A 26,574-nucleotide genomic window follows, 5' to 3' on the forward strand; every position below is an offset into this window, starting at 1 on the left:
CCGCGCCTCATATCGCCACCACGCTTTCCGTATCCCCGGCGGCCAAGGCGTTCATGTAGGCCAGGATCAGATCGCGGGTGAAATAGCGGCCATGGGCGGCGCGGTCTTCGCGTTCCACGATGGGGAAGGTGGACAGGATATAATCTGCATCTTCCCGGCCAATGCCATAGAGGATGAAAAACAGGGCATCCAGCCGGGCGCGGCGGTGGCGGCGGTCGGTTTCATCCCAAGGGAAGGGCAGGCCATCGTGGCCAAGATCACGGCAGAAGGCGGCCAGATCATGGGCGGTATAGGTGAGGCGCAAGACTTCCCGCTTCACCATGTCGCCGGCCGTCATGGCTCCAAGCGGCTGGGTGTAGGCGGCGGGGGGCAGGATGGGCAGCTGTTCCAGCAAATACCAGACAAGATGATTGGTGTTCACCTTCTGGCGGGCAGAATAGTCAAATGCCATTGCATTGAAATTGGCGGCCAGGGCCACTTGCTGGAAGACGGCATCAGCCTTGATCAGATTGGCGGCTGGGTCGGGAACGACAAGCGGTAATGTATGGCCAGCACCTGCCTTTGGAACAATGGCGGCAATGACCGTGCGGACATTGCTTGAAGCGGTCACGTCCTTGAAGGCCAGCGCCCAATCGGTCGGGGCTGGCCAATCCTTTTCGCCCACCTGAATCCAATAGCGCGGCTTGGCAGAGCGGTGGGGGTCGGCATGATCAGCGGCCGAGAGGCTTGCTTGCTGGCCAGGCCGGAAAACATTTTCTTCGTTTATGGTGATATCGGCGGCGCGGTGGTCAAACGCCTGCACCATCTTGCCTTCGAAAAGCGGATACCATTCGCCGCTGGCGGATTTCCACCGGTTGCCATCAATCGGCCACGCGCCTTCCTTTGCTGCGAGTTCTTCGGCGGTGCGGAATCGGCCGCTGTCACCGGCCATGTGAAACATAGTGGCGTATCGGGTCGGCCAGCTTGCACGGGGCGGACTGTGGCGCCGGTCTACTAGCACCGGCACGCGTTCGTAGATGGTCCGGGTTAACTCAGCATCGCGGCGGGTCCGAAAGATTGGGGCGTTCCCGGTGTTGGGGTTCACCCGGTCAAAGTCGGCTGCCGTCATTGGGTAAGTCTGGGCGGCCAGCACGGCATCATCAGTGCCTTGCAGATAGAACCCGCATTCAGCCGCCGGGAAGGTGCGCTGTTCGCCGCCCGCGATGAAGGCGCAAAACTTGAAGCGGTTGTCCACGTCCGGGAAAAAGCCGTTTGGTTTGTGGGCGCGATTTTCGAAGTCCAGCAGAGTGGCCAGCCGCCCACTTGTCGAGATGGCGCGGAAGAACGGCGCGGCGCCAAGATCGGCGGCAATGCCGCTGGGCACCAGTAAGCCCACCATGCCATCGCGTTTCACCAGCCGATTGGCACGCTCCACGAACAAGGAATAAAGGTTCACGTCTCCCCCACCCATCAAGGGGAATTGGCCGCCGTCCTTCTCACAAAGCCCCGTCATCCGCATGGCTTGGTTGGTGCGAGCGGCTACCCTTGCAAAAGCATCGGCCAATGGATCACCAGCTTTGGCCAGATCGGCAATCATTCGCTTTCGGTCCGAAGCGCGTTGGGCTTTAGCGATGCCCGGTGCGCGGGCTTCAAACCATTCAATTTCCTGCAATTTCAGTCGGTCCCAGGGCGGGTTCCCGATAATGGCATCAAAGCCGCCTTCCGGCTGGGCGCTGGCCCAATTCTGCCACACGCCAGGGAAACCAACTTCCCAATGGAAAAAGCGTTCTTCAGCCGCGATGGCTGCCGCTTGGCCAAGGAAGGCTAGTTCAGGATCAGGGTCATTTTGTTTTCCGTAGAATGTTGCGGCTGCGAAAACCGGATCGCCAAATCCGCCTTCTAACCAGACTTGGCCAACATTGGCCTTTCGCTCCAAGGCTTTCAGTTCTGAAAGGGCAGTGGCGGCAACGTGCGCGCCGGTTGCTCCCTGCACTTGCGCAGCCCTCAAAGTGGCTTTGGCCTTACGAATGCGTTTGCGGGCAGCGTCAATTTCTTCGCCCTTCCATGCCAGGCCATGCAAGGCATCCAGCATTGATCGCAGCGGTGCGGTATCATCTTGAATAGCGCGATATTGGGCGGCCGATTCATGCACTTCGGCCACGTCGCTATCGGTCAGTTCTTCCACGCGAGCCATGCCGGCAACGGCGCCTTGGGCAGCGGCAACGGCATTGTTGGCAAACAGGCCGCCAGCGGAAAGCCGGTCCATCGCCGGGCGCACCCATTCACCGAACAAGCTATCCCCGCACCGCAAGTGATGGTCCAGGAAGCTGAGAGGGGCGCCCACCGTGAAGCTGTGCAGCCACAACGACAGCTTGGCCAGTTCCACCGCCATCGGGTTCTTGTCCACGCCGTAGATCACCCGTTTCAGGATCATACGGCGCACCAGCTGGCGCTGGTCCAGCTGTTCATCGCGCACCGCCCAGCCGTTGGCTTCGGCCAGTTCCCGGATGCGCAGCCGCACCGCTTCCAACCGGGCGCCTAGCGGGGATGCGTATTCACCCCAGGCCACAAGATCAGGCGCTTCGGCCATGGCGGCCAGCGTGGCATCGGCCAAATAGTCCACCAGGCTGACAAGGAAGTGCCCCGAACCCATGGCGGGGTCGCAGATTTTTAGGTCCAGAAAATTTGTGGCCGGATCAAGCGCGGCCAGCTTGGCCAGCCGTTCGGATTTGCGGGGGTGCCCCCCTGCCATAGCCTTCGCGGCGTCGGAAAAGGCGGCGCGGCGTTCGGCCAACAATGGCCCAACCGTGCGGCGGATCACCAGCATCACCAGCGATTCAGGCGTGTAATAACTGCCGGTATTTTTCCGGGCGAAGGGTTGCAGGCGGGCGGCAATCGCCGTGCCATCGGCCACCAGATCGAAATCCAGCAGCCGTTCATAGATCGAACCCAAATGCTGCACCGACAGATCACGGTAATTCAGGCGGCGGCGCTGGCCATCGGCTTCGGTGCGGGACAGGGCGTCAAAAATGGGGGCAAAGGCCGCATCGGGCAGGATGGCGCGGTTCAGCAGGGGCGAGCGGGCTTCGGCAAACAGGCCGCCATTGTAGGGGGGCAGGCCAATGGACCTATCCCCCTTGTCGATTTGTTCCCACAGGCCGCGCAAGTGCCGATCAAGGTCTTTGCGGGTGGCGCTGAAAGCATCGGCCCGGTCCAGCCGGGCGGCAATTTCGCCGCGCAACCGCTTGTCCAGACTGTAATCATCGTAACCGGGGTGCCGCGTGGGCAACAGATCACGGTCTTCGGCATAAAGCACAAACAGCAGCCGATAGAGATAAGTTTGGGAAGCATCGCGCAATTCGGCCAGATAGGCTTCGCCCATGGCGGCTGGGCGCTGGGGATCGGCGGCGGCAAGGGCACCAGCCAGCTGGGCATAAACATCGTTGAAAACGCGGGACGCCAGATCATCGGTTAGGCGCGCTTCAAAGCGGCGGTTTTCATCTAGCAGCCCGGCCAGGGTGACATTGCCAGCGGCATCGGCGGCAATGGTGTTGCGCCCAAACACCACCAGGAACAGCCGGATGCCGTGCGCCTGTTCGGTGGCGTCGGGGTTCAGCAGATCAGGCGCGCGCCATGGCAAATCCTTGGCCAGCAAGGCGGCCAGATCGATTTCCAGAAAGTCTTCGGCGCGGGACGTAGCGCGCTGGTCATACAGGCGCCACAGGCTGCCATTGGTGAGGATGCCGAACCGAATGCGGCGGTCTGACAACACTTCCACCGCGCTTAGGTAGCGAAGTATTTGGCTGGATGGCACGCCTTCGCCCAAGGCGCCGCTGCCCTTGTCCAGCGCCACACCCCAGCCCTTGGCTTCCAGGATGGATTCGGCATGGCGGAAGCGTTCGCCCGGATTGGCCAGTGCGGCAGCCGTCGCCTTGGCGGTGGCATCGGCAAACAGGGCATAATCGGGAATTCCGGTGCGGCGCTTGTCAGTGGCTGCCTGCACAACCGTATCGGCCCAGCCGAGCGCGGCGATGGTGGGCTGGATCAGATCGGCTTCGGTTTGGGCTTCGCTGGGCGCTGCCATCGCGGCAATGGCGTTCATGTGGGCCAGCAGCATCGCGCGGGAAGCAGCCACTTCGGCATCGGTAATTGCCAGATATTCGGGATGGGAGCGAATGCCTTCCGACAGGAAATAATCACTCAGCAGCCGGCCACGCCTGTAGGTCATTCGCGCTTGTTCCCTCCTGTTCGGGAACCTTAACGGCGCAGCTGGGCAAGGCCAAGGGCAACAACCCTATTTCAGCCTATTTTACGCAAGCGCCTATTTCTTGCGCGCGGCGGCGATGGGCACAACATTTTGGCCAGATTTGTCGCCGCACCAGCTTGCCCAAGCCTCCATCATCTCCCGGCGCCGTTCCAGCAGATCACCGCGCCGATAGGCGGCTTCTGTCTTGTCCTTGATGGCATGCGCCAGCGCGGCTTCGGAAAGTTCGTTGGGGTAGCGCGCCACTTCGCTAGCCCAATCCTTGAAGGTGGACCGGAAGCCATGGGGCAGGGCGGTGCGGCCCATGCGGGTGAGAACGGCTTTCAAGCTGGCATCGGACAAGGGCTTGGCACCAGCCGGCTGGGCAGCGGTGGCGCGGGTGCGAGCGATGCCGGGGAAGCACAGGGTTTCATCCCCGGTGCGCAGCGCCAGCGCCCGGCGGAAGGCGTCCACCGCCGCATCGGAAAGCGGGATCACATGCGGGCGGGGGCGCTTCATGCGGGTGGCCGGGATGGACCATAGCTTGGCATCCAGATCGACTTCCTCCCACGTGGCGCCGCGAATGTCGCCAGACCGGCAGGCGGTGAGGATCAGGGCTTCCAGCGCCAGCGCGCCCATGCCGTGCCGTTCGCCGCGCAATTCAACCATGAAGGCGGCCACGTCACCATAGGGCATGGCTTCAAAATGCTGGATGGGCTTGGACCGTTTCGGCAGGCCGCGCGATATGGCCCGCATCGGGGTTTCGGCCGGGCGCCAGCCTTGGGAAAAGCCGTAATCCAGCACGGCGGCCAGCCGCTGGCGCACACGGCGGGCGGTTTCGTGCCGGTCCAGCCAGATGGGTTGCAGGATCGCCAGCAGGTCTTGGGCATCAATTGTGTCAACCGGCTTGTCGCCAATGGTGGGGAAAGCGAAGGTTTCCAGCGTGCGCAGCCATTGGTGGGCATGCTTGGCGTTGCGCCAGCCGGGTTTCAGGGTTTCCAGCACTTCGGCGGCAAGCACCTTGAAGGTAGGCGCCACCTTGGCCGCTTCCTTCTCGGCCAGCGGATCATGGCCTTCGGCAACCATGGTGCGGATTTTGGCGGCGGCTTCGCGGGCCTTGGCCAATTCCAGATTGAAGGCGCTGCCCAGCCCCTTTTCCCGCATCTTGTTGCCGGCCTTGTATCGCAGAATCCAGCTGGCAGCGGTGGCGGATTTCACTTCCAGAAACAGCCCTTGGCCATCTGCATAGCGGCCAGGTTTTTTGAGTGCGGCCTTCACGCCGTTCACGGTGAGGGCATTTTGCAGGCGCTTTGGCATGGCCGTTCCCCATCAAAACCGGAAAGTGGGAACCGAACCCATCTTCCTTCCCCCACCAAGATAATGGGGCTGCGGGGGCACGGCAAGGGCCAGCGCGGAACAAATATCCGCGCCGTTCCTTGGTAATTCAGGGCTTTAGGGGTTGTCTGGGGCCACTCAGGAAGGGGGTGGTGGCGGACAGAGTGGGATTCGAACCCACGGTGAGCTTTCACCCACGGCGGTTTTCAAGACCGCTGCCTTAAACCACTCGGCCATCTGTCCAGTGGCGGGCCTAATGCGTTGGGGCCGGGCAGGTCAAGCGGTGACATTGTGCGGGCGCACGCGGCGCAGGGCGGTGGGGGTGCGGCCATAACGGGCGGCGATGACTTCGTTGAAGCGCCTGAGCGAGCCGAACCCGGCAGCCAGGGCGATTTGCGTCATCGGCAAATCGGTGTGGGCGATCATCTGCATCGCCCGCTGCACGCGGCGGGTTTGGGCGACCTCTACTGGTGAGGCGCCGAGATGCTGGTGAAACAGCCGCGTCAGGTGGCGGGCGCCGACGCCGCAACGTTCGGCCAGGGCGGCTACCGTGCCGTCTCCATCCAGCGCACCGCCATCGATCAGTTTGCACGCCCGTTCGACGGTGGTGCGGGTGCCGTTCCACGCCGGGCAGAACGGCGCCGATTCCGGCCGACATTTCAGGCAGGGGCGGTAACCTGCCTTCTCGCAAGCCGCCGCGCTGGGGAAGAAGCTGATGTTGCGGGTGAGCGGCTGGCGCACCCGGCACACTGGCCGGCAATAGATGCCGGTGGTGCGCACCGCGATGAAGAACACGCCATCAAAGGCCGGGTCTCGCCGCAGCCGCGCCTGGTCCATCGTCTCGAAATCGAGGGGGTGGTCGAGCCGAGACTGCGGGGCGTGCATGAGGAGAGGTTATTCGCCCACCGCAAGCTGGGCCAGAGCGCGCGCAAACGCGAGGGCCGATTTCCGCGATTATAGCCGCGTCATCGCCATCGCCACCTTGCTGCCATAACGGTCGCCGGCCGTGCGCGGCAGGGCGCCATCCAGGGCCGCGATGTCGCCGCGCCCCAGCTTGATCGCAGCCGCGCCGGCCGTGTCGATCAGCGTTGCGCGCCGCTTGCAGCCGGGGATCGGCACCACATCGGGACCCTTGGCCAGCAACCATGCGATGGCGATCTGTGCCGGCGATGCGCCATGGGCGGCCGCAATGGCCTGCACCACCGCCACCGCCGCCAGGTTCGCGTCATAATTTGCGCTCTGATAACGCGGATCGTTCTTGCGGTAATCACCGTCCGGCAGATCTTCGGCGCGCGGCACACTGCCGGTCAGGAAGCCGCGGCCCAGCGGCGAGAAGGGCACGAAGGTCACGCCCAGTTCGCGGGCGGTGGGCGCGATGTCGGCCTCCACTTCGCGTTCCCACAGGCTCCATTCGCTTTGCAGCGCTGCCACAGGGTGCACGGCGCAGGCGCGGCGCAGCGTGGCGGCCGAACATTCCGACAGGCCGATGGCGCGGATTTTCCCTTCGCGAACCAGATCGGCCAACGTCTCCATCACATCCTCGATCGGCACGGCGGGATCGACCCGGTGCTGATAGAACAGGTCGATCACATCGCTGTTAAGTCGCTTCAGCGCCGCCTCGCACACGGCGCGGATATGGGTGGGCTGGCTGTTCACGCCGACCACGCGGCCATCGGCGATGTTGAAGCCGAATTTTGTCGCAATCACGGCTTCATGACGCCGCCCTGCCAACGCCTCGGCCAGCAGTTCCTCGTTGATGAACGGACCATAGACTTCGGCCGTATCGAAGAAATTGATGCCGATATCGAGCGCGTGATGGACGGTGGCGATGGCTTCGGCGCGGTCAACCGGGCCGTACATGGCGGCCTGGCCGGCGGTGCCGGCCATGCCCATGCAGCCCAGCCCGATGGCCGAAACATTCAACGGCCCGATGTGGCGGGTTTCCATGGCAACTCCTCCTTTGGCAAGCGACATTCGAGACGCTACAACCCGCTGCCATGACAGCAAAGCAGCAACGCCGATATTTCGGGACGGATGGCATCCGCGGCCGCACCAACACCCCGCCGATGACCGCCGCCATCGCCATGAAGGTGGGCCAGGCGGCCGGCCGGCATTTTCTGCGCGGGCACCATCTGCACCGGGTGGTGATCGGCAAGGATACGCGCCTGTCCGGCTACATGATGGAATCGGCGCTGACCGCCGGTTTCACCAGTGTCGGCATGGATGTGACGTTGCTGGGCCCGATGCCGACGCCGGCCGTGGCGATGCTCACCCGGTCGATGCGCGCCGATCTGGGCGTGATGATCTCGGCCAGCCACAACCCGTATGACGATAATGGGATCAAATTGTTCGGCCCTGATGGCTATAAATTGTCGGACGCCGACGAGGCCGCGATCGAGGCGTTGCTGGGTGACGAAATCCCGCTCGCCGAGCCGCGCGCTATCGGCCGAGCTCGGCGCATCGATGACGCGCAAGGCCGCTATATCCATTTCGCCAAGGACACGTTCCCCGAACATCTGCGTCTGGATGGCCTGAAGATCGTCATCGATTGCGCACACGGCGCCGCCTACCGCGTGGCGCCGGCCGCCTTGTGGGAATTGGGCGCGGAAGTGATCGCCATCGGCGTGGCGCCCGACGGTTTCAATGTGAACGCCGATGTCGGCTCCACCCACCCCAAGGCGCTGCAGATGAAGGTGCTGGAAACCGGCGCCCATATCGGAATCGCGCTGGATGGCGATGCCGACCGGCTGATCGTTGTCGATGAAAAGGGCCAGATCGTCGATGGCGATCAGTTGATGGCGCTGATCACCACGCGCGCGGCGGCGGCTGGCACGTTGCGCGGCGGTGCGCTGGTGGCGACCGTGATGTCCAATCTGGGGCTTGAGCGTTTCCTGGCCGGGCAGGGCATCGGCATGCTGCGCGCGGCGGTCGGTGATCGCCATGTGCTGGAACTGATGCGCAGCCATGGCTGCAACGTCGGCGGCGAACAGTCCGGCCATATCATCATGGCCGATCACGCCACCACCGGCGATGGTCTGGTCGCCGCGCTGCAGGTGCTGGCGGCGCTCGTCGCCACCGGGCGCGCGGCAAGCGAATTGCTCCACCTGTTCGATCCGCTGCCGCAACTGCTCAAGAATGTCCGCTTCAAGGGCGGCGCACCGCTGGAAGTCGACAGCGTGCAGGCCGCCATCGCCGCCGGTGAAACGCGCCTGGCCGGCACCGGACGCCTGCTGATCCGCAAGAGCGGCACCGAACCGCTGATCCGCGTGATGGCCGAAGGCGAGGACAAGGCGCTGGTAACGGCGGTGGTGGACGATATCTGCGCAGCCGTGGCGGCGGTGGTGTAATGCCGGAAGTGTTCCGCCGCGATGGGTGGAAATATTTCTTCTACGCCAACGAAGGCACTCCACGTGAACCGCCGCACGTGCACGTGCGACGCGGGCGAGACGAAGCCAAATATTGGCTGCACCCATTCGTGCGACTGGCCTATAACGATGGTCTGAGCCAGCGCGAACTGCGCGACACCATGATGGTAGTGGTGGCGGAGCGCGATCGGATCGAAAGGGTATGGCATGAGTTTTTCGCCTGAAAGCGTCCGCTTCGATGCCGATGCCATGTGGGTGGGCATTTCCGATGGCCGCACCATCGGCGTGCCGCTGGCCTGGTTTCCCCGCCTGCTGGCCGCCAGCCCGGCACAGCGCGAGCAGTTTGAACTGAGCCGCCGCGGCATTCATTGGCCGGCGCTGGATGAGGATATCTCCGTGGCGGGCCTGCTCGCCGGGCTGGGTGATCAAACCAATCCGATGCGCGGCGCCGCATGATCGCACGCATTTTGGCCATCGCCGGGTCGGACAGTGGCGGCGGCGCTGGTATCCAGGCAGATATCAAGGCGATCACTGTCCTTGGCGGCTATGCGATGACGGCGGTGACGGCGATCACCGTGCAGAACACGCTGGGGGTATCCGCCATCCATGCCGTGCCGCCCGAAATCATCGCGGCGCAAATCCGTGCCTGCATCGATGATATCGGTGTGGATGCGATCAAGATCGGCATGCTCGGCAATGAGGCGACCATCAACGTAGTGGCTGACGCATTGTCGGGCGTGAATGTGCCGATCGTGCTCGATCCGGTGATGGTGGCGAAGGGCGGCGCCGCGCTGATCGATGAAGAAGCCGTGTGGGCGTTGATGCAGCGCCTGTTGCCGCTGGCGCGCGTTATTACACCGAACGTGCCCGAACTGATCGCGCTGACCGAAACCGAGATCGAGGACAGCGCCGATATGCTGTTGGCTGCACAGGAATTGCTCAACGCCGGTCCGCGCGCCGTGCTGGCCAAGGGCGGGCATCTGGAGGGCGATATGGTCACCGACTGGCTGGTCACCCGCCATGGCCACCAGGCCTTCAGCGACACGCGCATCGAAACCCGGCACAGCCACGGCACCGGCTGTACGTTGGCCAGCGCGCTGGCGTGTGGGCTGGGGCAGGGGCTTGCGCTGCCCGAAGCGGTGGCCCGGGCACGGGCTTTTGTGCGGCAGGGACTGGAGCGTGCGCCCGGCCTTGGCAAGGGCCATGGACCACTGGGGTTTTTTCCGCTGCCATCCCCATGATCGCCGGTGTGGACGAAGCCGGCCGCGGGCCGTGGGCGGGGCCAGTGGTCGCCGCCGCGGTGATCCTGCGCCACAACATCCCGGCAGGTCTGAACGACAGCAAGAAACTCTCTGCCCTCCGCCGCGAAACCCTGTTTGCCGCTTTGCATGCCAGCGATGCCGTCATCGGCGTTGGCCAGGCCAGCGTCGCCGAGATCGATGCGCTCAACATCCTTCAGGCCACCTATCTCGCCATGACGCGTGCCGTGGCGGCGCTGGGCACCGAACCTGGTGAAATCCTTGTCGATGGCAACCGCCTGCCGCAATGGCGCTGGCCGGCGCGCGCCATCGTTGGTGGTGATGCCAGCGTGCCGGCCATCGCCGCCGCGTCGATCATCGCCAAGGTGACCCGCGACGCGATCATGGCCGATCTGCATGGCCAGCATCCGCACTACGGCTGGCTGCGGAACCAGGGCTATGGCACCGCAGCGCACGCAGCCGCGCTGAAAATCCACGGACCCTGCCTGCATCACCGCCGCAGCTTCGCCCCCATTCGCGCCTTGCTGTGAATATCGGTGCGGTGAGTCCTTTGCGTCACACCACTAGGGATTGAGTCCGCACACCCGCTCTGGACTCAACATATGGTGCCGTTCCCGATTTGATTCAGCATTGCAGCGAATCAGGGAATCTCTCTGATTCAAAATGATTCTTGACCGCGAATCCGCCATGATTCATCCCTTGTCCACAAGGCAAGGTGGAGCAGGCAATGAAGGCTTTCAGAGACACGGATCTTCGCGATGCCGAACGCCTGCCCGCCGATACCGGCGCCTCGGGACGCAAGGCCGCGCCCAAGATCGACACCAACCGCATCATCATCGGCGATTGCATCGCCGCGATGAACGCCTTGCCCGCCGGCAGTGTCGATCTTATCTTTGCCGATCCGCCCTATAATCTGCAATTGGGCGGCGATCTGCACCGCCCGGATGGCAGCCAGGTGGATGCCTGCGACAATGATTGGGACAAGTTTGCCAGCTTCAAGACCTATGATGATTTCACCCGCGCCTGGCTGAAGGCCGCCCGCCGCCTGCTCAAGCCCGATGGCGCGATCTGGACCATCGGTTCCTATCACAACATCTTCCGTGTCGGCGCCGCGTTGCAGGATGAAGGCTATTGGATCCTCAACGACATCGTCTGGCGCAAGGCCAATCCGATGCCCAATTTCAAGGGCACGCGTTTCACCAACGCCCACGAAACTCTGATCTGGGCATCGAAATCCGAAAACAGCCGCTATTGCTTCAACTATCACGCCATGAAGGCGATGAACGACGATCTGCAGATGCGGTCCGATTGGCTGATCCCGATCTGCAACGGCAACGAACGGCTGAAGGACGCCGGCACCAAGGCGCACCCGACCCAGAAACCCGAAGCCCTGCTGTATCGCATCATCGTCGCCTGCACCCGGCCCGGCGACATCGTGCTCGATCCATTTTTCGGCACCGGCACCACTGGCGCCGTCGCCAAATTGCTCGGCCGGCAATGGATCGGCATCGAACGCGATGAACGCTACGCCGCGCTCGCGCAGCAGCGCATCGACAGCCTGCTGCCGTTGAAAGGCGGTACCACCACAATCAGCGAGGGCAAACGCGCCGAACCGCGCATCCCGTTCGGCAGTCTCGTCGCGGGCGGCCTCGTCCGTCCCGGCACACGGCTTTGGGATCCCGGCCGCCGTGTTGGTGCCAGCGTACGCGCCGACGGCAGCCTGGACATGGCCGGGCGCACGGGCTCCATCCATCAGATGGGGGCCGCGGCGCAAGGCCTGCCCAGTTGCAATGGCTGGACCTTCTGGCATGTCGAGGACGACAATGGCCAACTGGTCCCGCTGGATGCCAAGCGACAGCTCTTCCGCTCCACCGCGCCTGCGTGCACCTGATCCCTGGCATCCCGTTGCCGCGCTGAGGGCTGCACTTGCCCTTGCCGTATCGACTGGATAATACACCCCTCGTTATTGCCCGCACGGGGCGCACATGACGGGGATTATCCATGCGCAATTTTCTGATCGCCTCCAGCCTGATCGCAATGGTGGCCAACATCGGCCTGCATCCGGCCCTGGCAGCCGAAGCTGACGCAATCGGGCGTTTCGGCGTCGATACCAGCGCCATGGATCGCAGCGTCAAGCCCGGCGATGATTTCAACGCCTATGTCAACGGCGCTTGGCTGGCCCGCGCGGAATTCCCGGCCGACAAGGCCTATATCGGCGCCGCCATCGATGTCGATGAAAAGGCCCGCGCCCAGGTGCGCAGCATCATCGAAGCCGCCGCCGCCGACAGCAGCGCCGCACCGGGCAGCGTCACCCGCAAGGTGGGCGATTATTATGCCGCCTTCATGGACGAAGCCGGCATCGAAGCCCGCGGCATGGCGCCGATCCAGCCGATGCTCGCCGACATTGCCGCCGTGCGCACGCAGGCCGATCTGCTCGCTGCCTTTGGCAAGGCCAACCGCATCGGCATCACACTGCCGCTGGGCGTCGGGGTGGGGCCCGATGACAAGGATCCCGATGCCATCGTCACCTTCATGAACCAGAGCGGGCTGGGGCTGCCCGATCGCGACTATTATCTCGATACGAAAAACCCGGAATTCGCCAAGGCGCGCGCCGCCTATCGCAGCTATGCCACCGCGATGTTGCGCCACGCCGGATTCGACAATCCGGAACAGCGCGCCGATGCCATTCTGGCGCTGGAAACACAGCTGGCCGGCGTGCACTGGACCCAGGTGGAGCGGCGCCAGGCCGAGAAGAATTACAACCCGGTAGCGATTGCCGACCTCGGCAAGATATTCCCCGGCATCGACTGGCCGGCATTCCTGGGGCCGATCGGCGTTGCCGGGCAGCCGGGCGTGGTTGTTGGCCAACCCAGCGCCATCGCCGGCACGGCGACGCTGATCGCGCAGGAACCACTGTCGGTGTGGAAGGATTATCTGGCGCTGCACACGATGGCCTGGGCCGCGGCTGTCATGCCCAAGGCGGTGCTCGATACCCAGTTCGAACTGAGCAAGGCGCTGAGCGGTGCCCAGCAATTGCGTCCGCGTTGGCAACGCGGCGTTGCCGCCACCAGCGGCGCGCTGGGTGATGCTGTCGGCCAGATCTATGTCGAGAAACATTTTCCGGCCGACGCCAAGGCAAAGATCGACACGATGGTGAAGAACATCATCGCTGCCATGGATCGCCGCCTCGCCAATCTGGACTGGATGGAGCCGGCCACCCGCGCCGTCGCCCGCGAGAAGCTGGCGGCGTTCCGGCCCAAGATCGGCTTTCCCGACGAATGGCGCGATTATGGCGCGCTGGTGGTGGACAAGAATGATGTGCTGGGCAACCGGATGCGCGCCGCCGAATTCGAACATCGCCGCGAAATCGCCAAGCTTGGTAAACCGGCCGACCGCAATGAATGGTATATGGCGCCGATGGTGGTGAATGCCTATGCCAACCCGACCTGGAACGAAATCGTGTTCCCCGCCGCCATCCTGCAGGCGCCGTTTTTCGATCCCGGTGCCGACGATGCGGTGAACTATGGCGCCATCGGTGCGGTGATCGGCCACGAAATCACCCACCATTTCGACGATCAGGGCCGCAAATATGACAAGACCGGCCGCCTGGCCGACTGGTGGACCGCACAGGATATCAAACGCTTCGAAGAGCGTGCGAATGTGGTTGTGCAGCAATATGGCGCCTATGAACCGGTGCCGGGCACCAAGTTGAACGGCGAACTGACCCTGGGCGAGAATATCGCCGACATCGCCGGTCTGCTGGTGGCCTGGGATGCCTGGCAGTTGGCGCGCCAGAACAATCCGGCGGCCAATGCGGTGATCGACGGCTTCAGCCCGGAACAGCGGTTCTTCTTGGGCTATGGCCAGGCATGGCGCGCCAAGATGCGGCCGCAGTTGTTGATGCAGGTTGTCACCGCCGATCCGCATTCACCCGCCGAATATCGGGCGCAGGCCGTGCGCAACCATGATGGCTGGTATGCCGCGTTTGGCGTGAAACCGGGTGACAAGCTGTATCTGCCGCCTGCACAGCGCGCCCGGCCGTGGTGAGGCGCTATTACCGCCCGATCTTGACCGAAGGAGAGGGGCTGCCGCTGGCCGGCGGCCCCTTTTCCTTTGCTCGCGCGCAAGTGCTGACGCGCGCAGGGTGCGAGGGGATCATTGCGGCGTCTGACGTGCCGGCACAATGGCTGGAGCGGCTCACCGGGCCGCGGCCATTCAGCCAACCGCAGCCGCTGATCATGGGCGTGCTCAACATCACGCCAGACAGTTTTTCCGATGGTGGCCGCAACAACGATGCCGCCACGGCGATTGCGGCTGCCCATGCCATGCACAGGGCAGGGGCCGCGTTCATCGATATCGGCGCGGAATCAACCCGGCCGGGTGCCGCCGAACTGCCCCTGGCCGACGAACTCGCCCGCCTGGCGCCGCTGTGGGCCGGATTGGCCGGGCTGCCGCTGTCCATCGACACCCGCAAGGCCGCAGTCATGGCGACCGCGCTCGATGCCGGCGCGAGTCTGATCAACGATGTCAGCGCGCTCACCCATGATCCGGCTGCCGCCGCCCTGGTGGCGGCGCGCGGCTGCCCGGTCGTCTTGATGCACCACCAGGGCACGCCCGAAACGATGCAGGCGGCGCCGCATTATGATGACGCGCTGCTGGATGTGTTTGATTGGCTGGAGGGGCGGATTGCCGCAGCGGTCGCTGCCGGCATCAACCGCGACAGGATCATCGCCGATCCCGGTATCGGCTTTGGCAAGGCCCTCGATCATAATCTGGCGCTGCTGCGCGGGCTTACGCTGTTTCATGGCCTTGGCGTGCCGATCCTGCTCGGCGCCAGCCGCAAATCGCTGATTTCCACGGTGTCAGGCGGTGTCGGCGTGGCCGATCGCCTGCCCGGTAGCCTGGCCATCGCGCTGGCCGGAGCCTCGGCGGGTGTGCAAATCCTGCGTGTGCATGATGTCGCAGAGACCAGACAGGCGCTCAGCCTGTGGGCGGCGTGCAACCCCGCGCTGATGCAACCGCAACCATTTGCCCCTTCACAGCAGCGCCCAAACTGCTAACAGGCAGGCTGCACGGTTGCGGGGAACGCCGTGTGCACATGCAACAATCAAGGGTTTTGCCTGTCATGGCCAGCAACGAACAACCGGACAACACCCCCGGAACCAACAATTTTTCGACCTACGCCAGCTTCATGACCGTGACGAAATGGGTCTCGATCTTCGTCATCACCGTGCTGCTCGCGTTGTACATTTTCCTGGTCTGACCGTCGCGTTAGGGGTTTTTGGGGGCTGAACCATGAAGATTGCGGTATTGAAGGAAACCGCGGCCAACGAACAGCGTGTGGCCGCGACACCGGAAACGGTGAAGAAACTGCTTGGCCTGGGCGCTGCGGTCGCCATCGAAAGCGGCGCTGGTGCTGGCGCCCGCATCCGCGATGAGGATTATGTTGCCGCCGGTGCCACCATCGGCGCCCGCGCCGATGTGATTGGCGGCGCGCATATGGTGCTGGGCGTGCAGGGCCCGGCGCCGGACGACCTGCCTGGCATCGCTGCCGGCACCATTGTTTCTGCCATCCTGTCGCCCTTCAACGATCGCGCCAAGATCGACGCCTATGCCGCCGCCGGCCTGATTGGCTACGCGATGGAGTTCATGCCGCGCACCACCCGCGCGCAGTCGATGGACGTGCTGTCCAGCCAGTCCAACCTCGCTGGTTACAAGGCGGTGATCGATGGCGCCGAAGCCTATGGTCGCGCCTTCCCGATGATGATGACGGCCGCCGGCACGATCAGCGCCGCGCGCCTGTTCGTGATGGGCGTCGGCGTTGCCGGGTTGCAGGCAATTGCCACTGCCCGCCGCCTGGGCGCGCTGGTCTCCGCCACCGACGTGCGCTCGGCAACGCGCGAACAGATTGAATCGCTGGGTGCCAAGGCCATCTTCGTGGAGAAAGTCGCCGGCATCGAAGGCGAAGGCGCTGGTGGTTACGCCACGGAAATGAGCGACGAATACAAGGCAGCGCAGGCCGAGTTGGTCTCCAGCCACATCGCCAAGCAGGATCTGGTCATCACCACCGCGCTGATCCCAGGTCGCCCGGCACCGCGCCTGATCACCGATGCGCAATTGGCCTCCATGCGCCCCGGCAGTGTCGTCGTTGATCTCGCGGTCGATAGCGGCGGTAATGTCGAGGGCGCCGTTGCCGGCCAGATCGCCGAGCGCCATGGCGTCAAGATCATCGGCCACAGCAACCCGGCCAGCCGCATGGCGCCCGACGCCAGCGCACTCTACAGCCGCAACCTGTTCAACATGATCAACGCCTTCTGGGACAAGGAGGCGAAAGCCGCCGTGTGGCCGGCCGATGATGACATCGTGAAGGGCATCAAGCTGACCGAGGGCGGCAAGATCGTCCACGAACGCTTGGCTGGTTAAGGGGCAAAACCATGGATTTCCTGTCGATCCTGTCGATTTTCGTGCTGGCGGTGTTCGTCGGCTATTATGTCGTGTGGTCGGTGACGCCGGCGCTGCACACGCCGCTGATGGCCGTCACCAATGCAATTTCATCGGTGATCGTGGTCGGCGCGCTGATCGCGTCGGCCGAAGGCGCCCGGTCGCTGACCGAAGCCGGCGGCGTGTCGATGTGGCTGGGCCTGATCGGGGTCGTGCTGGCCAGCATCAACATCTTCGGCGGCTTCGCGGTCACGCGTCGCATGCTCGCGATGTACAAGAAAAAAGACAAGAAGCCGGCGGCTTCGAAGTAAGGTTGGGGCAACATTATGGAACATGCAGTCGCCACCCCGGCCTGGGCCGTTCTGGCCTATCTCGTCGCCGGCGTTCTCTTCATCCTGTCCCTGCGCGGCCTGTCGTCGCCGGAGACGTCTCAAGCCGGCAACCGCAATGGCATGATCGGCATGGCCATCGCCGTGGGCACCACATTGGCGCTGCACAATTCCGGCCTGCTGCTGATTGTCGGCGCCATCGCCATAGGTGGCGGCATCGGCTGGGTGATTGCCCAGCGCATCCAGATGACCGCGATGCCGGAACTTGTCGCCGGTTTCCACAGCCTCGTCGGTATGGCCGCGGTGCTGGTCGGCTGCGCGGCTTTCCTCAATCCGGAAGCCTTCAACATCGTTGACGCTAACGGCATCCTCACCGTCAGCCGCATTGAGATGGGCCTGGGCATCGCCATCGGCGCGATCACCTTCTCCGGTTCGATCATCGCCTTCCTGAAATTGTCGGGCCGCATGTCCGGTGCGCCGATCCTGCTGCCTGCCCGCCACATCATCAACCTGGGCGTGCTGGTCGGCATCATCGTGCTCACCGGTATCTTCGCCACCGATGCCGGCGCTGCCGCCGGCGATGGCACGCTGCTGTGGATCATACTGGCCTTGAGCTTCGTGATCGGCGTCACCCTGATCATCCCGATCGGCGGCGCGGACATGCCGGTCGTCATCTCGATGTTGAACAGTTATTCGGGCTGGGCGGCGGCGGCGATGGGTTTCACGTTGCAGAATACCGCGATGATCATCACCGGGGCGCTGGTCGGCTCGTCGGGCGCGATCCTGTCCTACATCATGTGCAAGGCGATGAACCGCAGCTTCATCAGCGTCATCGCCGGCGGCTTTGGTGCCGAAAGCGGCGGTGGTGGGGCCACGGGCACGGCGATCCAGAAGGCCTACAAGGCCGGCTCGGCCGACGATGCGGCCTTCATCATGCAGAATGCCGAAACCGTCATCATCGTGCCGGGTTATGGCATGGCGGTTTCCCAGGCCCAGCACGCGCTGCGCGAAATGGGCGATCTGCTGAAGAAGGAAGGCGTGTCGGTGAAATACGCCATCCACCCGGTTGCGGGGCGCATGCCTGGCCACATGAACGTGCTGCTGGCGGAATCGAACGTGCCTTATGACGAGGTGTTTGAACTGGAAGACATCAACAGCGAGTTCGGCCAGTGCGACGTCGCCTTCGTCATCGGCGCCAACGACGTTACCAACCCGCTCGCCAAGACCGACAAGACCTCGCCAATCTACGGCATGCCGATCCTGGACGTCGAAAAGGCCAAGACCGTGCTGTTCATCAAGCGCTCGATGGGCGGTGTCGGCTATGCCGGCGTGGACAATCCGGTCTTCTATGCGGACAACACGATGATGTTGCTCGCCGATGCCAAGAAGATGGTGGAGAATATCGTCAAAGCCCTCGGCCATTAATTCCGAGTGCCTTCACGAAAAGCAGAAAGGGCGGCTCCCACGAGCCGCCCTTTTTGGTTCTGGTTGTCATCACTTCACACCGCCGGCTTGTCACTCCACAAGGCCGGGAACATCCGCTTCAACGCCTCCACCTTCGGGATATCGTTGATTGCGATATAGGGCTGCTGCGGGTGCGCGCGCAGGTAATTCTGGTGATAATCCTCGGCCGCATAAAACGGCTTGTTGCCCTCGAACGTGGTCACGATCTTCGGCTTCCAGGTGCCGGCCTTCTCAAGCTGGGCGACATAGGCCTTGGCAATCCGATCCTGCTCCACCGTCCGCGCGAAGATCGCCGTGCGATACTGCGGCCCCTGGTCCGGCCCCTGGCGGTTCAATTGCGTCGGATCATGGGCCACCGAGAAAAACACCCGGAGCAGCGTGCCATAGGAAACCACCGCCGGATCCCACGTCACCTGCACTGCCTCGGCATGGCCGGTCTGTCCCGTCCCGATCATCTCATACACCGCGGTCGATTTCGCGCCGCCGGCATAGCCCGACACCGCTGATTTCACGCCCTTGATCCGTTCGAACACGCCTTCCACGCCCCAGAAACAGCCGCCGGCAAACACCGCCGTCTGCAACGCGCCGGCCTTCAACTGCGCATCCACGGCCGGGGCGGGCGCCAGCACCATGCGCTCGGCGGCGCAAGCCGGGGTGGCCAGCGCCAAACCCAAGGCGATCCATGCGTGCTTCATGCGGTCTTCCCCAGAATGAACTGCAAGACCAGGCCGTTGATGCAATAGCGCAATCCGGTCGGCTTCGGCCCATCGTCAAACACATGGCCCTGGTGGCCGCCGCAGCGACTGCAGTGCACTTCGGTGCGCACCATGAACAGGCTGCGATCCTCCGTGCTGCCGATCGCCGTCTTGTTGATCGGCTGCCAGAAGCTCGGCCAACCGGTGCCGCTTTCAAACTTGTGCGCCGAACTGAACAGCGGCAACGCGCAACCACGACAGGCAAACACGCCCGCGCGCTTTTCCTTGTTCAGTGGCGAGGTGAACGGCCGTTCGGTCGCTTCTTCGCGCAACACGGCATAGGCATCCTTGCCCAGCCGCCGCTGCCATTCGGCGGGCGTGAAGGACACGGCAAACCGGCCTGCCGGCGCAGCAGCAGTAAGGAACGGCAGGGCGGCCAATGCCCCGATGAAGCTTCTGCGATCAGTCATGCCATGCATATACGCAGCCGAAGCCTGAATGGTTACTTATCGCGATGCCGCAGCCGCTCGCTGCTGCAACCAGGCCGCGCCTTGCGATTTCGCAAGTGCCACCAGATCGCCCATCACCACATTCATGTCGATCAGATGCAGGCCCCAGGCGTCCTGCACCTGGCCGCCGACCACCACGTCACCGTTGATCGTATCGGTGCGCGGATCGGCAGGATCGGCGTTGATGCCCACCGACAGGATATTGGCATTATCGCGGTTCATGCACTCGGCGGTCAGCAGGCCGGGCACCGCCACGAACGGCGTATAGATATTGCGGCCCTTCGCCCACTTCGGCGCCGGCGCGCCATTGTCGACGATGCCCGTGCGGTTGACCATCATGGCGTTCACCGTCACCCGGCCGCCAGCCAATGCGGCGGGATTGGTGCACGCCACTGCCATGCCGGCAGGGGCGTTTGCCGGCGGCCGGCCAAACAGGCTGGACGCCGGCACTGCCATCGTGTCGCGGAAACTCACCCAGGCCAGCGCGCAACCGGTCTGTGTTGCCGAACGGCACAGCGGCATCGATTTCAGATCGCCGCCCACATCCTTGCCGGCCGGCACCAGCACATTATGCCCGGCCAGATAGGCTGCGATCACCTGGCTCGCCACCGGCTTGCCCTCGATATCATTCTGCAGCAGCGCCTTCAGCACGCCGCTGCCCTGGCTGTGCCCGATCAGGATGACGCCGCGACCCTTGTTGTCGTGCTTCATGTAATCAGCAAAGGCCGCCGCCACGTCGCGATAGCCCATGGTGATATCGGCGGTCACCGGCTTGCCCAGCATGCGATCGCGCAAGGCCGCCAGTGTCACCTGGCGATACAGCGGCGCATAAACCCGGCAGGCCTGGCGGAACGGCGCCGCCTGGAACAGCGCGACATTCTTCTCGGCCGGATCGGCGATCATGTCGCTGTTCGGCGTCGGATCGGTGGAAACGGTGGGATAGACATAGAAGCAATCGATCGGCGCGTTACTGTCGGCCGGCAGCATGTCCAGCTTCACCCCGGCGTCGGCCGCGACAACGGTGGTGCTGGCGTCACCACTGCATGGATCGGTGGCGCCGGGGCGACACAGCCAATTGGCTGGGTCACGATAATCAGGGGCTGGCGTGCTCAGCGCCGCGGCCGGCGCAGCGAGCAAAGCGAGAAGGGGAAGGAAAAACCTGTTCATAACCAGCATCCTGAACCAAATCGTCACCCCGGCATGCGCCGGGGTGACGGGAGATGATTACTTCCACCCATCCTTCAGCAACGGCGACACCTCTTCGCCCATCTTCTCCAGCACCTCGACAATCCGCGCCCGGCCGACGTCGTTTTCGGCCCAGAACATCGGGCCGCCGCGGTACACCGGCCAGCCATAACCGTTGATCCACACGATATCGATGTCGCTGGCGCGCTGCGCCTTGCCTTCGGCCAGGATGCGGGCGCCTTCGTTCACCATCGGGAACAGGCAGCGCTCCAGGATTTCCTGATCGTCGATGGTGCGGCGGTTGATGCCCTTCTCGGCCGCATAGGCATCGATGATCGCCAGCGCATCCGGGTTCGGCGTGCGGTTGCGATTTTCGTCGTAGGTGTAGAAACCCTTGCCATTCTTCTGGCCACGCAGACCCGCTTCGCACAGCCGATCGCGAACGGTTTCACCCTTCGACGTTTCGGCGTTCCAGCCAATATCCAGCCCGGCCAGGTCGCTCATCTGGAACGGCCCCATCGGGAAACCGAAATCGGTCAGCACGCGATCGATATCGGCAGGCGCGGCGCCTTCCAGCATCAACAGATTGGCCTGTTGCTGGCGCCGGCTGAGCATGCGATTGCCGATGAAGCCATGGCACACGCCGGCGACCACCGCGATCTTGCCGGTCGCCTTGCCCATCGCCATCGCGGTGGCCAGCACCTGGGGATCGGTCTTCTCGCCGCGCACCACCTCCAGCAGCCGCATCACATTGGCCGGGCTGAAATAATGCATGCCCACCACCGATTCGGGGCGCGATGTGGCGGCGGCGATTTCATCGACATCCAGATAGGAGGTGTTGCTGGCGAGGATCGCGCCGGGCTTGGCGATCTGGTCGAGCTTGCCGAAAATATCCTTCTTGATGGCCATATTCTCGAAAACGGCCTCGATGATCAGATCGCAATCCGCCAGATCATTCATATCCAGCGATGGCGTAAGCCGGCCCATGCGCGCCTCGACCTCGTCCATGCTGAACCGGCCTTTCTTGGCGCTGTTTTCATAGTTGCGGCGAATCACGCCGACGCCGCGATCGAGCGCTTCCTGCTTTTGCTCCACAATCGTCACCGGGATGCCGACGCTCAGGAAGTTCATCGAAATGCCGCCGCCCATGGTGCCGGCACCGATCACGCCGACCTTCTTCACCGGCAACGGCTGCATGTCGGCAGGCAGGCCGTCGATCTTGGCGGCAGCCCGCTCGGCGAAAAACACGTGGCGTTGGGCTGCGGATTGCAGCCCGGTCATCAGCTTCATGAATTCGCTGCGCTCAACCTTCAGCCCTTCATCGAACGGCAGCGCCACCGCCGCCTCGATGCACTTGATATTGGCTTCCGGCGCGTCAAAGCCGTTGAAGGCCTTGGCATTCTTCGCACGGAACTCGGCAAAAAACGGTGCCAGTTCATCCGCGCTGCCGCCCAGCTTGCTGGCATCATCCCGCACCTTCTTCAGCGGGCGGCCTTCGGCAACAACCCGCTGCGCGAACGCCACCGCGCCCGCCGTCAGATCACCATCAACCACTTCATCGACCAACCCGACCGCCAGCGCGTCCCTGGCGCCCATCTGCGCGCCGCTGGTCACCATTTCCGTGGCCTTCTTTGCTCCAACAATGCGCGGCAGCCGCTGCGTGCCACCGGCACCGGGCAGCAGGCCCAATTTCACTTCGGGCAGGCCGAATTTCGCCTTGGCATCGCTCACCCGGTAATGGGCGCACAGCGCCACTTCCAGGCCGCCGCCCAGTGCCGTGCCGTGGATGGCAGCAATCACCGGCACCGGCGAGCTTTCCATCGCATCCTGCACGACCGGCAGCGACGCCCCACGCGGGGCTTTTCCGAATTCGCTGATATCGGCGCCGGCAATGAAGGTGCGCCCGGCGCAGACCAGAACGACTGCCTTTGCATCATGCCCGGCCAGCGCCGCGAACGCACCCGCTAGGCCATCGCGCACATCGGCCGAGAGCGCGTTGACAGGCGGCGAATTGACGGTGATGACGGCGATGTCGCCTTGGCTTTCCAGATACACAACGCTGTTGATGGCGGCCATGATATTCTCCCCAATTTGTTTGTTGATGGTGATTGTTAGCACGCACGCACGCGCAATGCAGCCCATTGCACTCTATGGTTGTGGATAGGCCCGTATCTTCGTAATGTTACCGCAATGACAGTCACGCTTACCCTCCGGCAAATGATGATGCGAGCCGCATTGCCTGTCGGCTGTCTGCTGGTTGGTGGCTATTTCGCCTTCTACGCCGTCGAAGGCCCGACCGGCTACACCGCCTGGCAGGCTTACCGCCAGCAGCATGTCAGGCTGAGTAACGCCGTGCAGGCCAGCGATGAGCAGAAAGTTGCGCTGCAAAGGCAATTGGCGCTGCTCAATCCGCGCGCGGTCAATCCCGACATGGCCGACGAACTGGTACGCGGCAATCTGGACATGATTCGCCCCGATGAAGTGGTGGTGCCGCTGCCCGTTGATCCGGACCCCGCGCCAGATACCCAATAACCAAACAGGTTAAATGGGAAAAATCGCTGCTTGTCGGGAACCGGCCCACGACCCATGCTCTCAGCAGATTGTCGCGGTTTCCCCGCCGCAGTAGCGAACAGAAGGTGATGATCTTGGCACGCAGCGCCGGCCGCAAGGCTGACTCCACCCCGCCGACTCCGAATTGGCCGCGCCCCCAGGAACCGGAACGGTTCGTCGCCACTGCCGAGCAATATCTTGCCATGTATCGGGAGATGGTGCTGATCCGTCGCTTCGAAGAGCGCGCCGGACAGTTGTATGGCATGGGCCAGATCGGCGGTTTCTGTCACCTCTATATCGGCCAGGAAGCGGTGGTGGTCGGCATGCAGGCCGAACTGCAAAAGGGCGACTCGATCATCACCGGTTATCGCGACCACGGCCATATGCTGGTGTGCGGTATCCCGGCCCGCGCGGTGATGGCGGAATTGACCGGCCGCGCCGAAGGCATCAGCGGCGGCAAGGGCGGTTCCATGCATATGTTCAGCCCGGAACATGGGTTTTACGGCGGCCACGGCATTGTCGCGGCACAGGTGCCGCTGGGCGCCGGTCTGGCGTTTGCCCACAAATACAAGGGCGACGGTCATATCGCGGTCACCTATTTCGGTGATGGCGCATCCAACCAGGGCCAGGTCTATGAAAGCTTCAACATGGCCGAGCTGTGGTCGCTGCCGGTGATATTCGTCATCGAAAACAACCAATATGCGATGGGCACCTCGGTAAACCGCGCCAGTTCCGAAGATCAGCTCTATCGCCGCGGCGAAAGCTTCCGGGTGCCGGGGCTGCAGATCGACGGGATGGATGTGCTGGCGGTGCGCGGCGCGGCCAAGGCCGCGGCGGAATGGGTGCGCGCCGGCAAGGGGCCGCTGCTGCTGGAAATGAAAACCTACCGCTATCGCGGCCATTCGATGAGCGACCCGGCCAAGTATCGCAGCCGCGAGGAAGTGCAGGCGATGCGCGAAAACAGCGATCCCATCGAGCGGCTGAAGAAGGAAATCATCGAGGCCGGCCACGCCGACGAAGCCGCGTTGAAAGCCATCGACCGCGAAGTGCGTGACGAAGTTGCCGATGCCGCCGATTTCGCGCTGGAAGCGCCGGAGCCGGCATTGAGCGAACTCCACACCGACGTACTGCTGGGAAGCTACTGATGCCGCAGATATTGCTCCCCGCCATGTCGCCGACCATGGAGGATGGCACGCTGGCCAAATGGTTGGTGGCCGTAGGCGATGTGGTGAAGCCGGGTGACGTGATCGCCGAAATCGAGACCGACAAGGCGACGATGGAACTGGAAGCCGACGATGGCGGCACGGTGACGGCACTGCTGGTCGACGCCGGCAGCGAAGGCGTGAAGGTCGGCACACCGATCATCGATATCGCCGGGGAGGATGAGGAGGCCGCTCCTGCTGCTTCTCCCCTCCCGCCTGCGGAAGGGGCCGGGGGTGGGGATAAAAAAGCGCCCCTCGAGGACCGCGCCACCGCCGCCACCGCCGCCGTGCCGCCGGAAGAGCGCAACGAAGACAACGACAACACCGCCATTCCCACGCCAACCCCGCCCGAAACCAGCTCAGAAGGTTTGGGCGGCCCCACCAAACGCCAGACCGTCCGCGAAGCCCTGCGCGATGCCATGGCCGAGGAAATGCGCACGGACGATAGGGTGTTCGTGATGGGTGAGGAGGTCGCCGAATATCAGGGCGCCTACAAGGTGACGCAAGGGTTGCTCGCCGAATTCGGTGGCACCCGCGTGATCGACACGCCGATCACCGAATATGGCTTTGCCGGCCTGGGCACCGGCGCCGCGATGGGCGGGCTGAAACCCATCGTCGAGTTCATGACCTTCAATTTCGCCATGCAGGCCATCGATCACATCATCAATTCAGCCGCCAAAACCCTCTATATGTCCGGCGGCCAGATGCGCTGCCCCATCGTGTTCCGCGGCCCCAACGGTGCTGCGGCCCGTGTTGGCGCGCAGCACAGTCAGAATTTTGGCCCCTGGTATGCCAGCGTGCCCGGCCTGATCGTGATTGCGCCCTACAGCGCCGACGATGCCAAGGGCCTGCTGAAATCCGCCATCCGCAGCCCCGATCCGGTGGTGTTCCTGGAAAACGAGCTGCTCTACGGCCAGAGTTTCGATGTTCCCGAAGGCGATCATGTCGTCCCCATCGGCAAGGCGCGCACGGTGCGCGCCGGCAAGGATGTCACGCTGGTCAGCTACAGCATCGGCGTCGGCGTCGCACTGCAGGCCGCCGAAACGCTGGCTGCCGACGGCATCGAAGCCGAAGTGATCGACCTTCGTACCCTGCGTCCGCTCGACAAGGCCGCCGTGCTCACCTCCCTCAAGAAGACCAACCGCCTGGTGGTGGTGGAGGAAGGCTGGCCGACCTGTTCGATCAGTTCCGAAATCATGGCGATCTGCATGGAGGACGGCTTTGATGATCTCGACGCCCCGGTGCTGCGCGTGACGAACGTCGATGTGCCGCTGCCCTATGCCGCCAATCTGGAAAAGGCCGCGCTGCTGAAGGCCGACGATGTCGTCGCTGCGGCCCGCACCGTGTGTTACCGCTGATGGCTGAGCAAACCCGCATCGCCGTGATGATCGACGGCAGTTATTTCAACCGCGTGTCGAATTACTATAAATTCGAACACCACACCGGCCGTCGCGTCTCGATGACCGGCCTGCTGGAGCTGATCCGCGCTGCCACCGCCGACATGGAGGATGTGCCGGTTGCCCGCGCCCGCGTCGTGGCCGCCCATTATTTCCGCGGCCGCTACACGTTGCGCGACCTGGAAGACCGGGCGCGCAGCCCCAATTTCGTCGAGGAATCGCTGCGCAACGACCGTGTCTTCGATCAGATCCTGGCCGCCAGCAACATCACCTCCCATTACACCCGCATCGACACCATGTCGGAACCGCCCAAGGAACAGGGCATCGATGTCTGGCTGGCGCTGGAGGCGTTCGATCTGGCCGTGAGCGACCGCTGTGACGTGGTGGCGCTGGTGGCGGGTGACGGTGATTTCGTGCCGCTCGTCAAGAAAATCAACGCCATCGGCAAGCGCGCCATGGTGGTGGCCTGGGGCATGAAATCCGAAACCGGCACCGAAGTGCGCTATTCCGCCAGTCTCGCCAGCACCGCCGCCTATTTCCTCGACATGGCCGATCTGATCGACAACCCGCGCGGCGACGAACAGATCGAGCTGGTGGACCAACTGTTTGTGGACAATTGAT

At 63.6% G+C, this 26,574-nt stretch carries 24 protein-coding genes and 1 tRNA gene; 16 read left to right on the forward strand and 9 right to left on the reverse strand.

Annotated features, from left to right (window positions below; genetic code table 11):
• Positions 1-7: 7 nt before the first annotated feature.
• The 5 genes from ACTIEZ_RS03700 to ACTIEZ_RS03720 form a co-directional block, all read right to left on the reverse strand.
• The gene (locus ACTIEZ_RS03700) at positions 8-4,207 is read right to left on the reverse strand and encodes an Eco57I restriction-modification methylase domain-containing protein (protein ID WP_439545297.1); all 4,200 of its coding nucleotides are present in this window, start codon (positions 4,205-4,207) and stop codon (positions 8-10) included.
• A gap of 93 nt (positions 4,208-4,300) precedes the next feature.
• Complete coding sequence (locus ACTIEZ_RS03705; RefSeq protein WP_439545298.1) at positions 4,301-5,539, reverse strand: tyrosine-type recombinase/integrase; 1,239 nt, start codon at positions 5,537-5,539, stop codon at positions 4,301-4,303.
• Between the two features lie 171 nt (positions 5,540-5,710).
• Positions 5,711-5,800 (reverse strand) — tRNA-Ser (locus ACTIEZ_RS03710).
• Between the two features lie 33 nt (positions 5,801-5,833).
• Positions 5,834-6,442: a bifunctional transcriptional activator/DNA repair enzyme AdaA gene (locus tag ACTIEZ_RS03715; RefSeq protein ID WP_439545299.1), complete on the reverse strand. Its 609-nt coding sequence runs from the start codon at positions 6,440-6,442 to the stop codon at positions 5,834-5,836.
• Positions 6,443-6,511: 69 nt separating this feature from the next.
• Entirely contained in the window at positions 6,512-7,504 is a 993-nt protein-coding gene (locus tag ACTIEZ_RS03720) for an aldo/keto reductase (RefSeq protein ID WP_439545300.1), read from the reverse strand.
• A gap of 50 nt (positions 7,505-7,554) precedes the next feature.
• On the opposite strand from ACTIEZ_RS03720, the gene glmM reads away from it, so the two are divergent.
• From glmM to ACTIEZ_RS03780, 12 genes are all read left to right on the forward strand, one after another.
• Complete coding sequence (gene glmM, locus ACTIEZ_RS03725; protein WP_439545301.1) at positions 7,555-8,904, forward strand: phosphoglucosamine mutase; 1,350 nt, start codon at positions 7,555-7,557, stop codon at positions 8,902-8,904.
• Positions 8,904-9,146, forward strand: a complete 243-nt coding sequence (locus ACTIEZ_RS03730; RefSeq protein WP_439545302.1) for a DUF4160 domain-containing protein — start codon at positions 8,904-8,906, stop codon at positions 9,144-9,146. The genes glmM and ACTIEZ_RS03730 overlap by 1 nt, the downstream gene beginning before the upstream one ends.
• On the forward strand, positions 9,130-9,378 hold the full coding sequence (locus ACTIEZ_RS03735; RefSeq protein WP_439545303.1) for a DUF2442 domain-containing protein: 249 nt from the start codon (positions 9,130-9,132) through the stop codon (positions 9,376-9,378). The genes ACTIEZ_RS03730 and ACTIEZ_RS03735 overlap by 17 nt, the downstream gene beginning before the upstream one ends.
• Positions 9,375-10,163, forward strand: coding sequence for a bifunctional hydroxymethylpyrimidine kinase/phosphomethylpyrimidine kinase (gene thiD / locus ACTIEZ_RS03740; RefSeq protein ID WP_439545304.1), 789 nt, complete (start codon positions 9,375-9,377; stop codon positions 10,161-10,163). Before ACTIEZ_RS03735 ends, thiD begins: the two co-directional genes overlap by 4 nt.
• Entirely contained in the window at positions 10,160-10,711 is a 552-nt protein-coding gene (locus ACTIEZ_RS03745) for a ribonuclease HII (protein WP_439545305.1), read from the forward strand. Before thiD ends, ACTIEZ_RS03745 begins: the two co-directional genes overlap by 4 nt.
• Before the next feature lie 197 nt (positions 10,712-10,908).
• Positions 10,909-12,072: a site-specific DNA-methyltransferase gene (locus ACTIEZ_RS03750; protein ID WP_439545306.1), complete on the forward strand. Its 1,164-nt coding sequence runs from the start codon at positions 10,909-10,911 to the stop codon at positions 12,070-12,072.
• A gap of 110 nt (positions 12,073-12,182) precedes the next feature.
• Complete coding sequence (locus tag ACTIEZ_RS03755; RefSeq protein ID WP_439545307.1) at positions 12,183-14,228, forward strand: M13 family metallopeptidase; 2,046 nt, start codon at positions 12,183-12,185, stop codon at positions 14,226-14,228.
• On the forward strand, positions 14,222-15,241 hold the full coding sequence (gene folP / locus ACTIEZ_RS03760; protein ID WP_439545308.1) for a dihydropteroate synthase: 1,020 nt from the start codon (positions 14,222-14,224) through the stop codon (positions 15,239-15,241). Before ACTIEZ_RS03755 ends, folP begins: the two co-directional genes overlap by 7 nt.
• Before the next feature lie 65 nt (positions 15,242-15,306).
• Positions 15,307-15,444, forward strand: coding sequence for an aa3-type cytochrome c oxidase subunit IV (locus tag ACTIEZ_RS03765; RefSeq protein WP_439545309.1), 138 nt, complete (start codon positions 15,307-15,309; stop codon positions 15,442-15,444).
• Positions 15,445-15,476: 32 nt separating this feature from the next.
• Positions 15,477-16,604, forward strand: coding sequence for an NAD(P) transhydrogenase subunit alpha (locus ACTIEZ_RS03770; protein ID WP_439545310.1), 1,128 nt, complete (start codon positions 15,477-15,479; stop codon positions 16,602-16,604).
• Between the two features lie 11 nt (positions 16,605-16,615).
• Entirely contained in the window at positions 16,616-16,933 is a 318-nt protein-coding gene (locus ACTIEZ_RS03775; RefSeq protein WP_439545311.1) for a proton-translocating transhydrogenase family protein, read from the forward strand.
• A gap of 15 nt (positions 16,934-16,948) precedes the next feature.
• Positions 16,949-18,376 carry an NAD(P)(+) transhydrogenase (Re/Si-specific) subunit beta gene (locus tag ACTIEZ_RS03780; protein WP_439545312.1) on the forward strand — a complete coding sequence of 476 codons (1,428 nt, stop codon included), beginning with the start codon at positions 16,949-16,951 and terminating at the stop codon, positions 18,374-18,376.
• A gap of 74 nt (positions 18,377-18,450) precedes the next feature.
• Here ACTIEZ_RS03780 and msrA read toward each other — a convergent pair whose 3' ends face one another.
• From msrA to ACTIEZ_RS03800, 4 genes are read right to left on the reverse strand one after another with little or no spacing between them, the layout of a single operon-like run.
• The gene (msrA, locus tag ACTIEZ_RS03785; RefSeq protein ID WP_439545313.1) at positions 18,451-19,110 is read right to left on the reverse strand and encodes a peptide-methionine (S)-S-oxide reductase MsrA; all 660 of its coding nucleotides are present in this window, start codon (positions 19,108-19,110) and stop codon (positions 18,451-18,453) included.
• Complete coding sequence (gene msrB, locus ACTIEZ_RS03790; RefSeq protein WP_439545314.1) at positions 19,107-19,580, reverse strand: peptide-methionine (R)-S-oxide reductase MsrB; 474 nt, start codon at positions 19,578-19,580, stop codon at positions 19,107-19,109. The genes msrA and msrB overlap by 4 nt, the downstream gene beginning before the upstream one ends.
• Positions 19,581-19,616: 36 nt before the next feature.
• Positions 19,617-20,786: a DUF3089 domain-containing protein gene (locus tag ACTIEZ_RS03795; RefSeq protein ID WP_439545315.1), complete on the reverse strand. Its 1,170-nt coding sequence runs from the start codon at positions 20,784-20,786 to the stop codon at positions 19,617-19,619.
• Between the two features lie 57 nt (positions 20,787-20,843).
• Positions 20,844-22,880 (reverse strand): 3-hydroxyacyl-CoA dehydrogenase NAD-binding domain-containing protein, encoded by a 2,037-nt coding sequence (locus tag ACTIEZ_RS03800; RefSeq protein WP_439545316.1) that lies wholly within the window; start codon positions 22,878-22,880, stop codon positions 20,844-20,846.
• A 141-nt stretch (positions 22,881-23,021) separates the two neighbouring features.
• On the opposite strand from ACTIEZ_RS03800, the gene ACTIEZ_RS03805 reads away from it, so the two are divergent.
• The 4 genes from ACTIEZ_RS03805 (at position 23,022) to ACTIEZ_RS03820 (ending at position 26,573) form a co-directional block, all read left to right on the forward strand.
• Positions 23,022-23,336: an FtsB family cell division protein gene (locus ACTIEZ_RS03805; RefSeq protein WP_439545317.1), complete on the forward strand. Its 315-nt coding sequence runs from the start codon at positions 23,022-23,024 to the stop codon at positions 23,334-23,336.
• 107 nt (positions 23,337-23,443) lie between these two features.
• The gene (gene pdhA / locus ACTIEZ_RS03810) at positions 23,444-24,499 is read left to right on the forward strand and encodes a pyruvate dehydrogenase (acetyl-transferring) E1 component subunit alpha (protein ID WP_439545370.1); all 1,056 of its coding nucleotides are present in this window, start codon (positions 23,444-23,446) and stop codon (positions 24,497-24,499) included.
• Complete coding sequence (locus tag ACTIEZ_RS03815) at positions 24,499-25,914, forward strand: pyruvate dehydrogenase complex E1 component subunit beta (RefSeq protein WP_439545318.1); 1,416 nt, start codon at positions 24,499-24,501, stop codon at positions 25,912-25,914. The genes pdhA and ACTIEZ_RS03815 overlap by 1 nt, the downstream gene beginning before the upstream one ends.
• Positions 25,914-26,573, forward strand: a complete 660-nt coding sequence (locus tag ACTIEZ_RS03820; protein WP_439545319.1) for an NYN domain-containing protein — start codon at positions 25,914-25,916, stop codon at positions 26,571-26,573. Before ACTIEZ_RS03815 ends, ACTIEZ_RS03820 begins: the two co-directional genes overlap by 1 nt.
• The last annotated feature ends 1 nt before the right edge of the window (position 26,574 follow it).

It is taken from the genome of Sandarakinorhabdus sp. (genome assembly GCF_051860625.1).
Classification (GTDB): Bacteria; Pseudomonadota; Alphaproteobacteria; order Sphingomonadales; family Sphingomonadaceae; genus Sandarakinorhabdus.

What these genes read in the sequence shown, in the direction of transcription:
- ACTIEZ_RS03700 (WP_439545297.1), bottom strand. Translation starts at nt 4,207, where the DNA reads ATGACCTACAGGCGTGGCCGGCTGCTGAGTGATTATTTCCTGTCGGAA.
- ACTIEZ_RS03705 (WP_439545298.1), bottom strand. Translation starts at nt 5,539, where the DNA reads ATGCCAAAGCGCCTGCAAAATGCCCTCACCGTGAACGGCGTGAAGGCC.
- ACTIEZ_RS03715 (WP_439545299.1), bottom strand. Translation starts at nt 6,442, where the DNA reads ATGCACGCCCCGCAGTCTCGGCTCGACCACCCCCTCGATTTCGAGACG.
- ACTIEZ_RS03720 (WP_439545300.1), bottom strand. Translation starts at nt 7,504, where the DNA reads ATGGAAACCCGCCACATCGGGCCGTTGAATGTTTCGGCCATCGGGCTG.
- glmM (WP_439545301.1), top strand. Translation starts at nt 7,555, where the DNA reads ATGACAGCAAAGCAGCAACGCCGATATTTCGGGACGGATGGCATCCGC.
- ACTIEZ_RS03730 (WP_439545302.1), top strand. Translation starts at nt 8,904, where the DNA reads ATGCCGGAAGTGTTCCGCCGCGATGGGTGGAAATATTTCTTCTACGCC.
- ACTIEZ_RS03735 (WP_439545303.1), top strand. Translation starts at nt 9,130, where the DNA reads ATGAGTTTTTCGCCTGAAAGCGTCCGCTTCGATGCCGATGCCATGTGG.
- thiD (WP_439545304.1), top strand. Translation starts at nt 9,375, where the DNA reads ATGATCGCACGCATTTTGGCCATCGCCGGGTCGGACAGTGGCGGCGGC.
- ACTIEZ_RS03745 (WP_439545305.1), top strand. Translation starts at nt 10,160, where the DNA reads ATGATCGCCGGTGTGGACGAAGCCGGCCGCGGGCCGTGGGCGGGGCCA.
- ACTIEZ_RS03750 (WP_439545306.1), top strand. Translation starts at nt 10,909, where the DNA reads ATGAAGGCTTTCAGAGACACGGATCTTCGCGATGCCGAACGCCTGCCC.
- ACTIEZ_RS03755 (WP_439545307.1), top strand. Translation starts at nt 12,183, where the DNA reads ATGCGCAATTTTCTGATCGCCTCCAGCCTGATCGCAATGGTGGCCAAC.
- ACTIEZ_RS03765 (WP_439545309.1), top strand. Translation starts at nt 15,307, where the DNA reads ATGGCCAGCAACGAACAACCGGACAACACCCCCGGAACCAACAATTTT.
- ACTIEZ_RS03770 (WP_439545310.1), top strand. Translation starts at nt 15,477, where the DNA reads ATGAAGATTGCGGTATTGAAGGAAACCGCGGCCAACGAACAGCGTGTG.
- ACTIEZ_RS03775 (WP_439545311.1), top strand. Translation starts at nt 16,616, where the DNA reads ATGGATTTCCTGTCGATCCTGTCGATTTTCGTGCTGGCGGTGTTCGTC.
- ACTIEZ_RS03780 (WP_439545312.1), top strand. Translation starts at nt 16,949, where the DNA reads ATGGAACATGCAGTCGCCACCCCGGCCTGGGCCGTTCTGGCCTATCTC.
- msrA (WP_439545313.1), bottom strand. Translation starts at nt 19,110, where the DNA reads ATGAAGCACGCATGGATCGCCTTGGGTTTGGCGCTGGCCACCCCGGCT.
- msrB (WP_439545314.1), bottom strand. Translation starts at nt 19,580, where the DNA reads ATGACTGATCGCAGAAGCTTCATCGGGGCATTGGCCGCCCTGCCGTTC.
- ACTIEZ_RS03795 (WP_439545315.1), bottom strand. Translation starts at nt 20,786, where the DNA reads ATGAACAGGTTTTTCCTTCCCCTTCTCGCTTTGCTCGCTGCGCCGGCC.
- ACTIEZ_RS03800 (WP_439545316.1), bottom strand. Translation starts at nt 22,880, where the DNA reads ATGGCCGCCATCAACAGCGTTGTGTATCTGGAAAGCCAAGGCGACATC.
- ACTIEZ_RS03805 (WP_439545317.1), top strand. Translation starts at nt 23,022, where the DNA reads ATGATGATGCGAGCCGCATTGCCTGTCGGCTGTCTGCTGGTTGGTGGC.
- pdhA (WP_439545370.1), top strand. Translation starts at nt 23,444, where the DNA reads ATGATCTTGGCACGCAGCGCCGGCCGCAAGGCTGACTCCACCCCGCCG.
- ACTIEZ_RS03815 (WP_439545318.1), top strand. Translation starts at nt 24,499, where the DNA reads ATGCCGCAGATATTGCTCCCCGCCATGTCGCCGACCATGGAGGATGGC.
- ACTIEZ_RS03820 (WP_439545319.1), top strand. Translation starts at nt 25,914, where the DNA reads ATGGCTGAGCAAACCCGCATCGCCGTGATGATCGACGGCAGTTATTTC.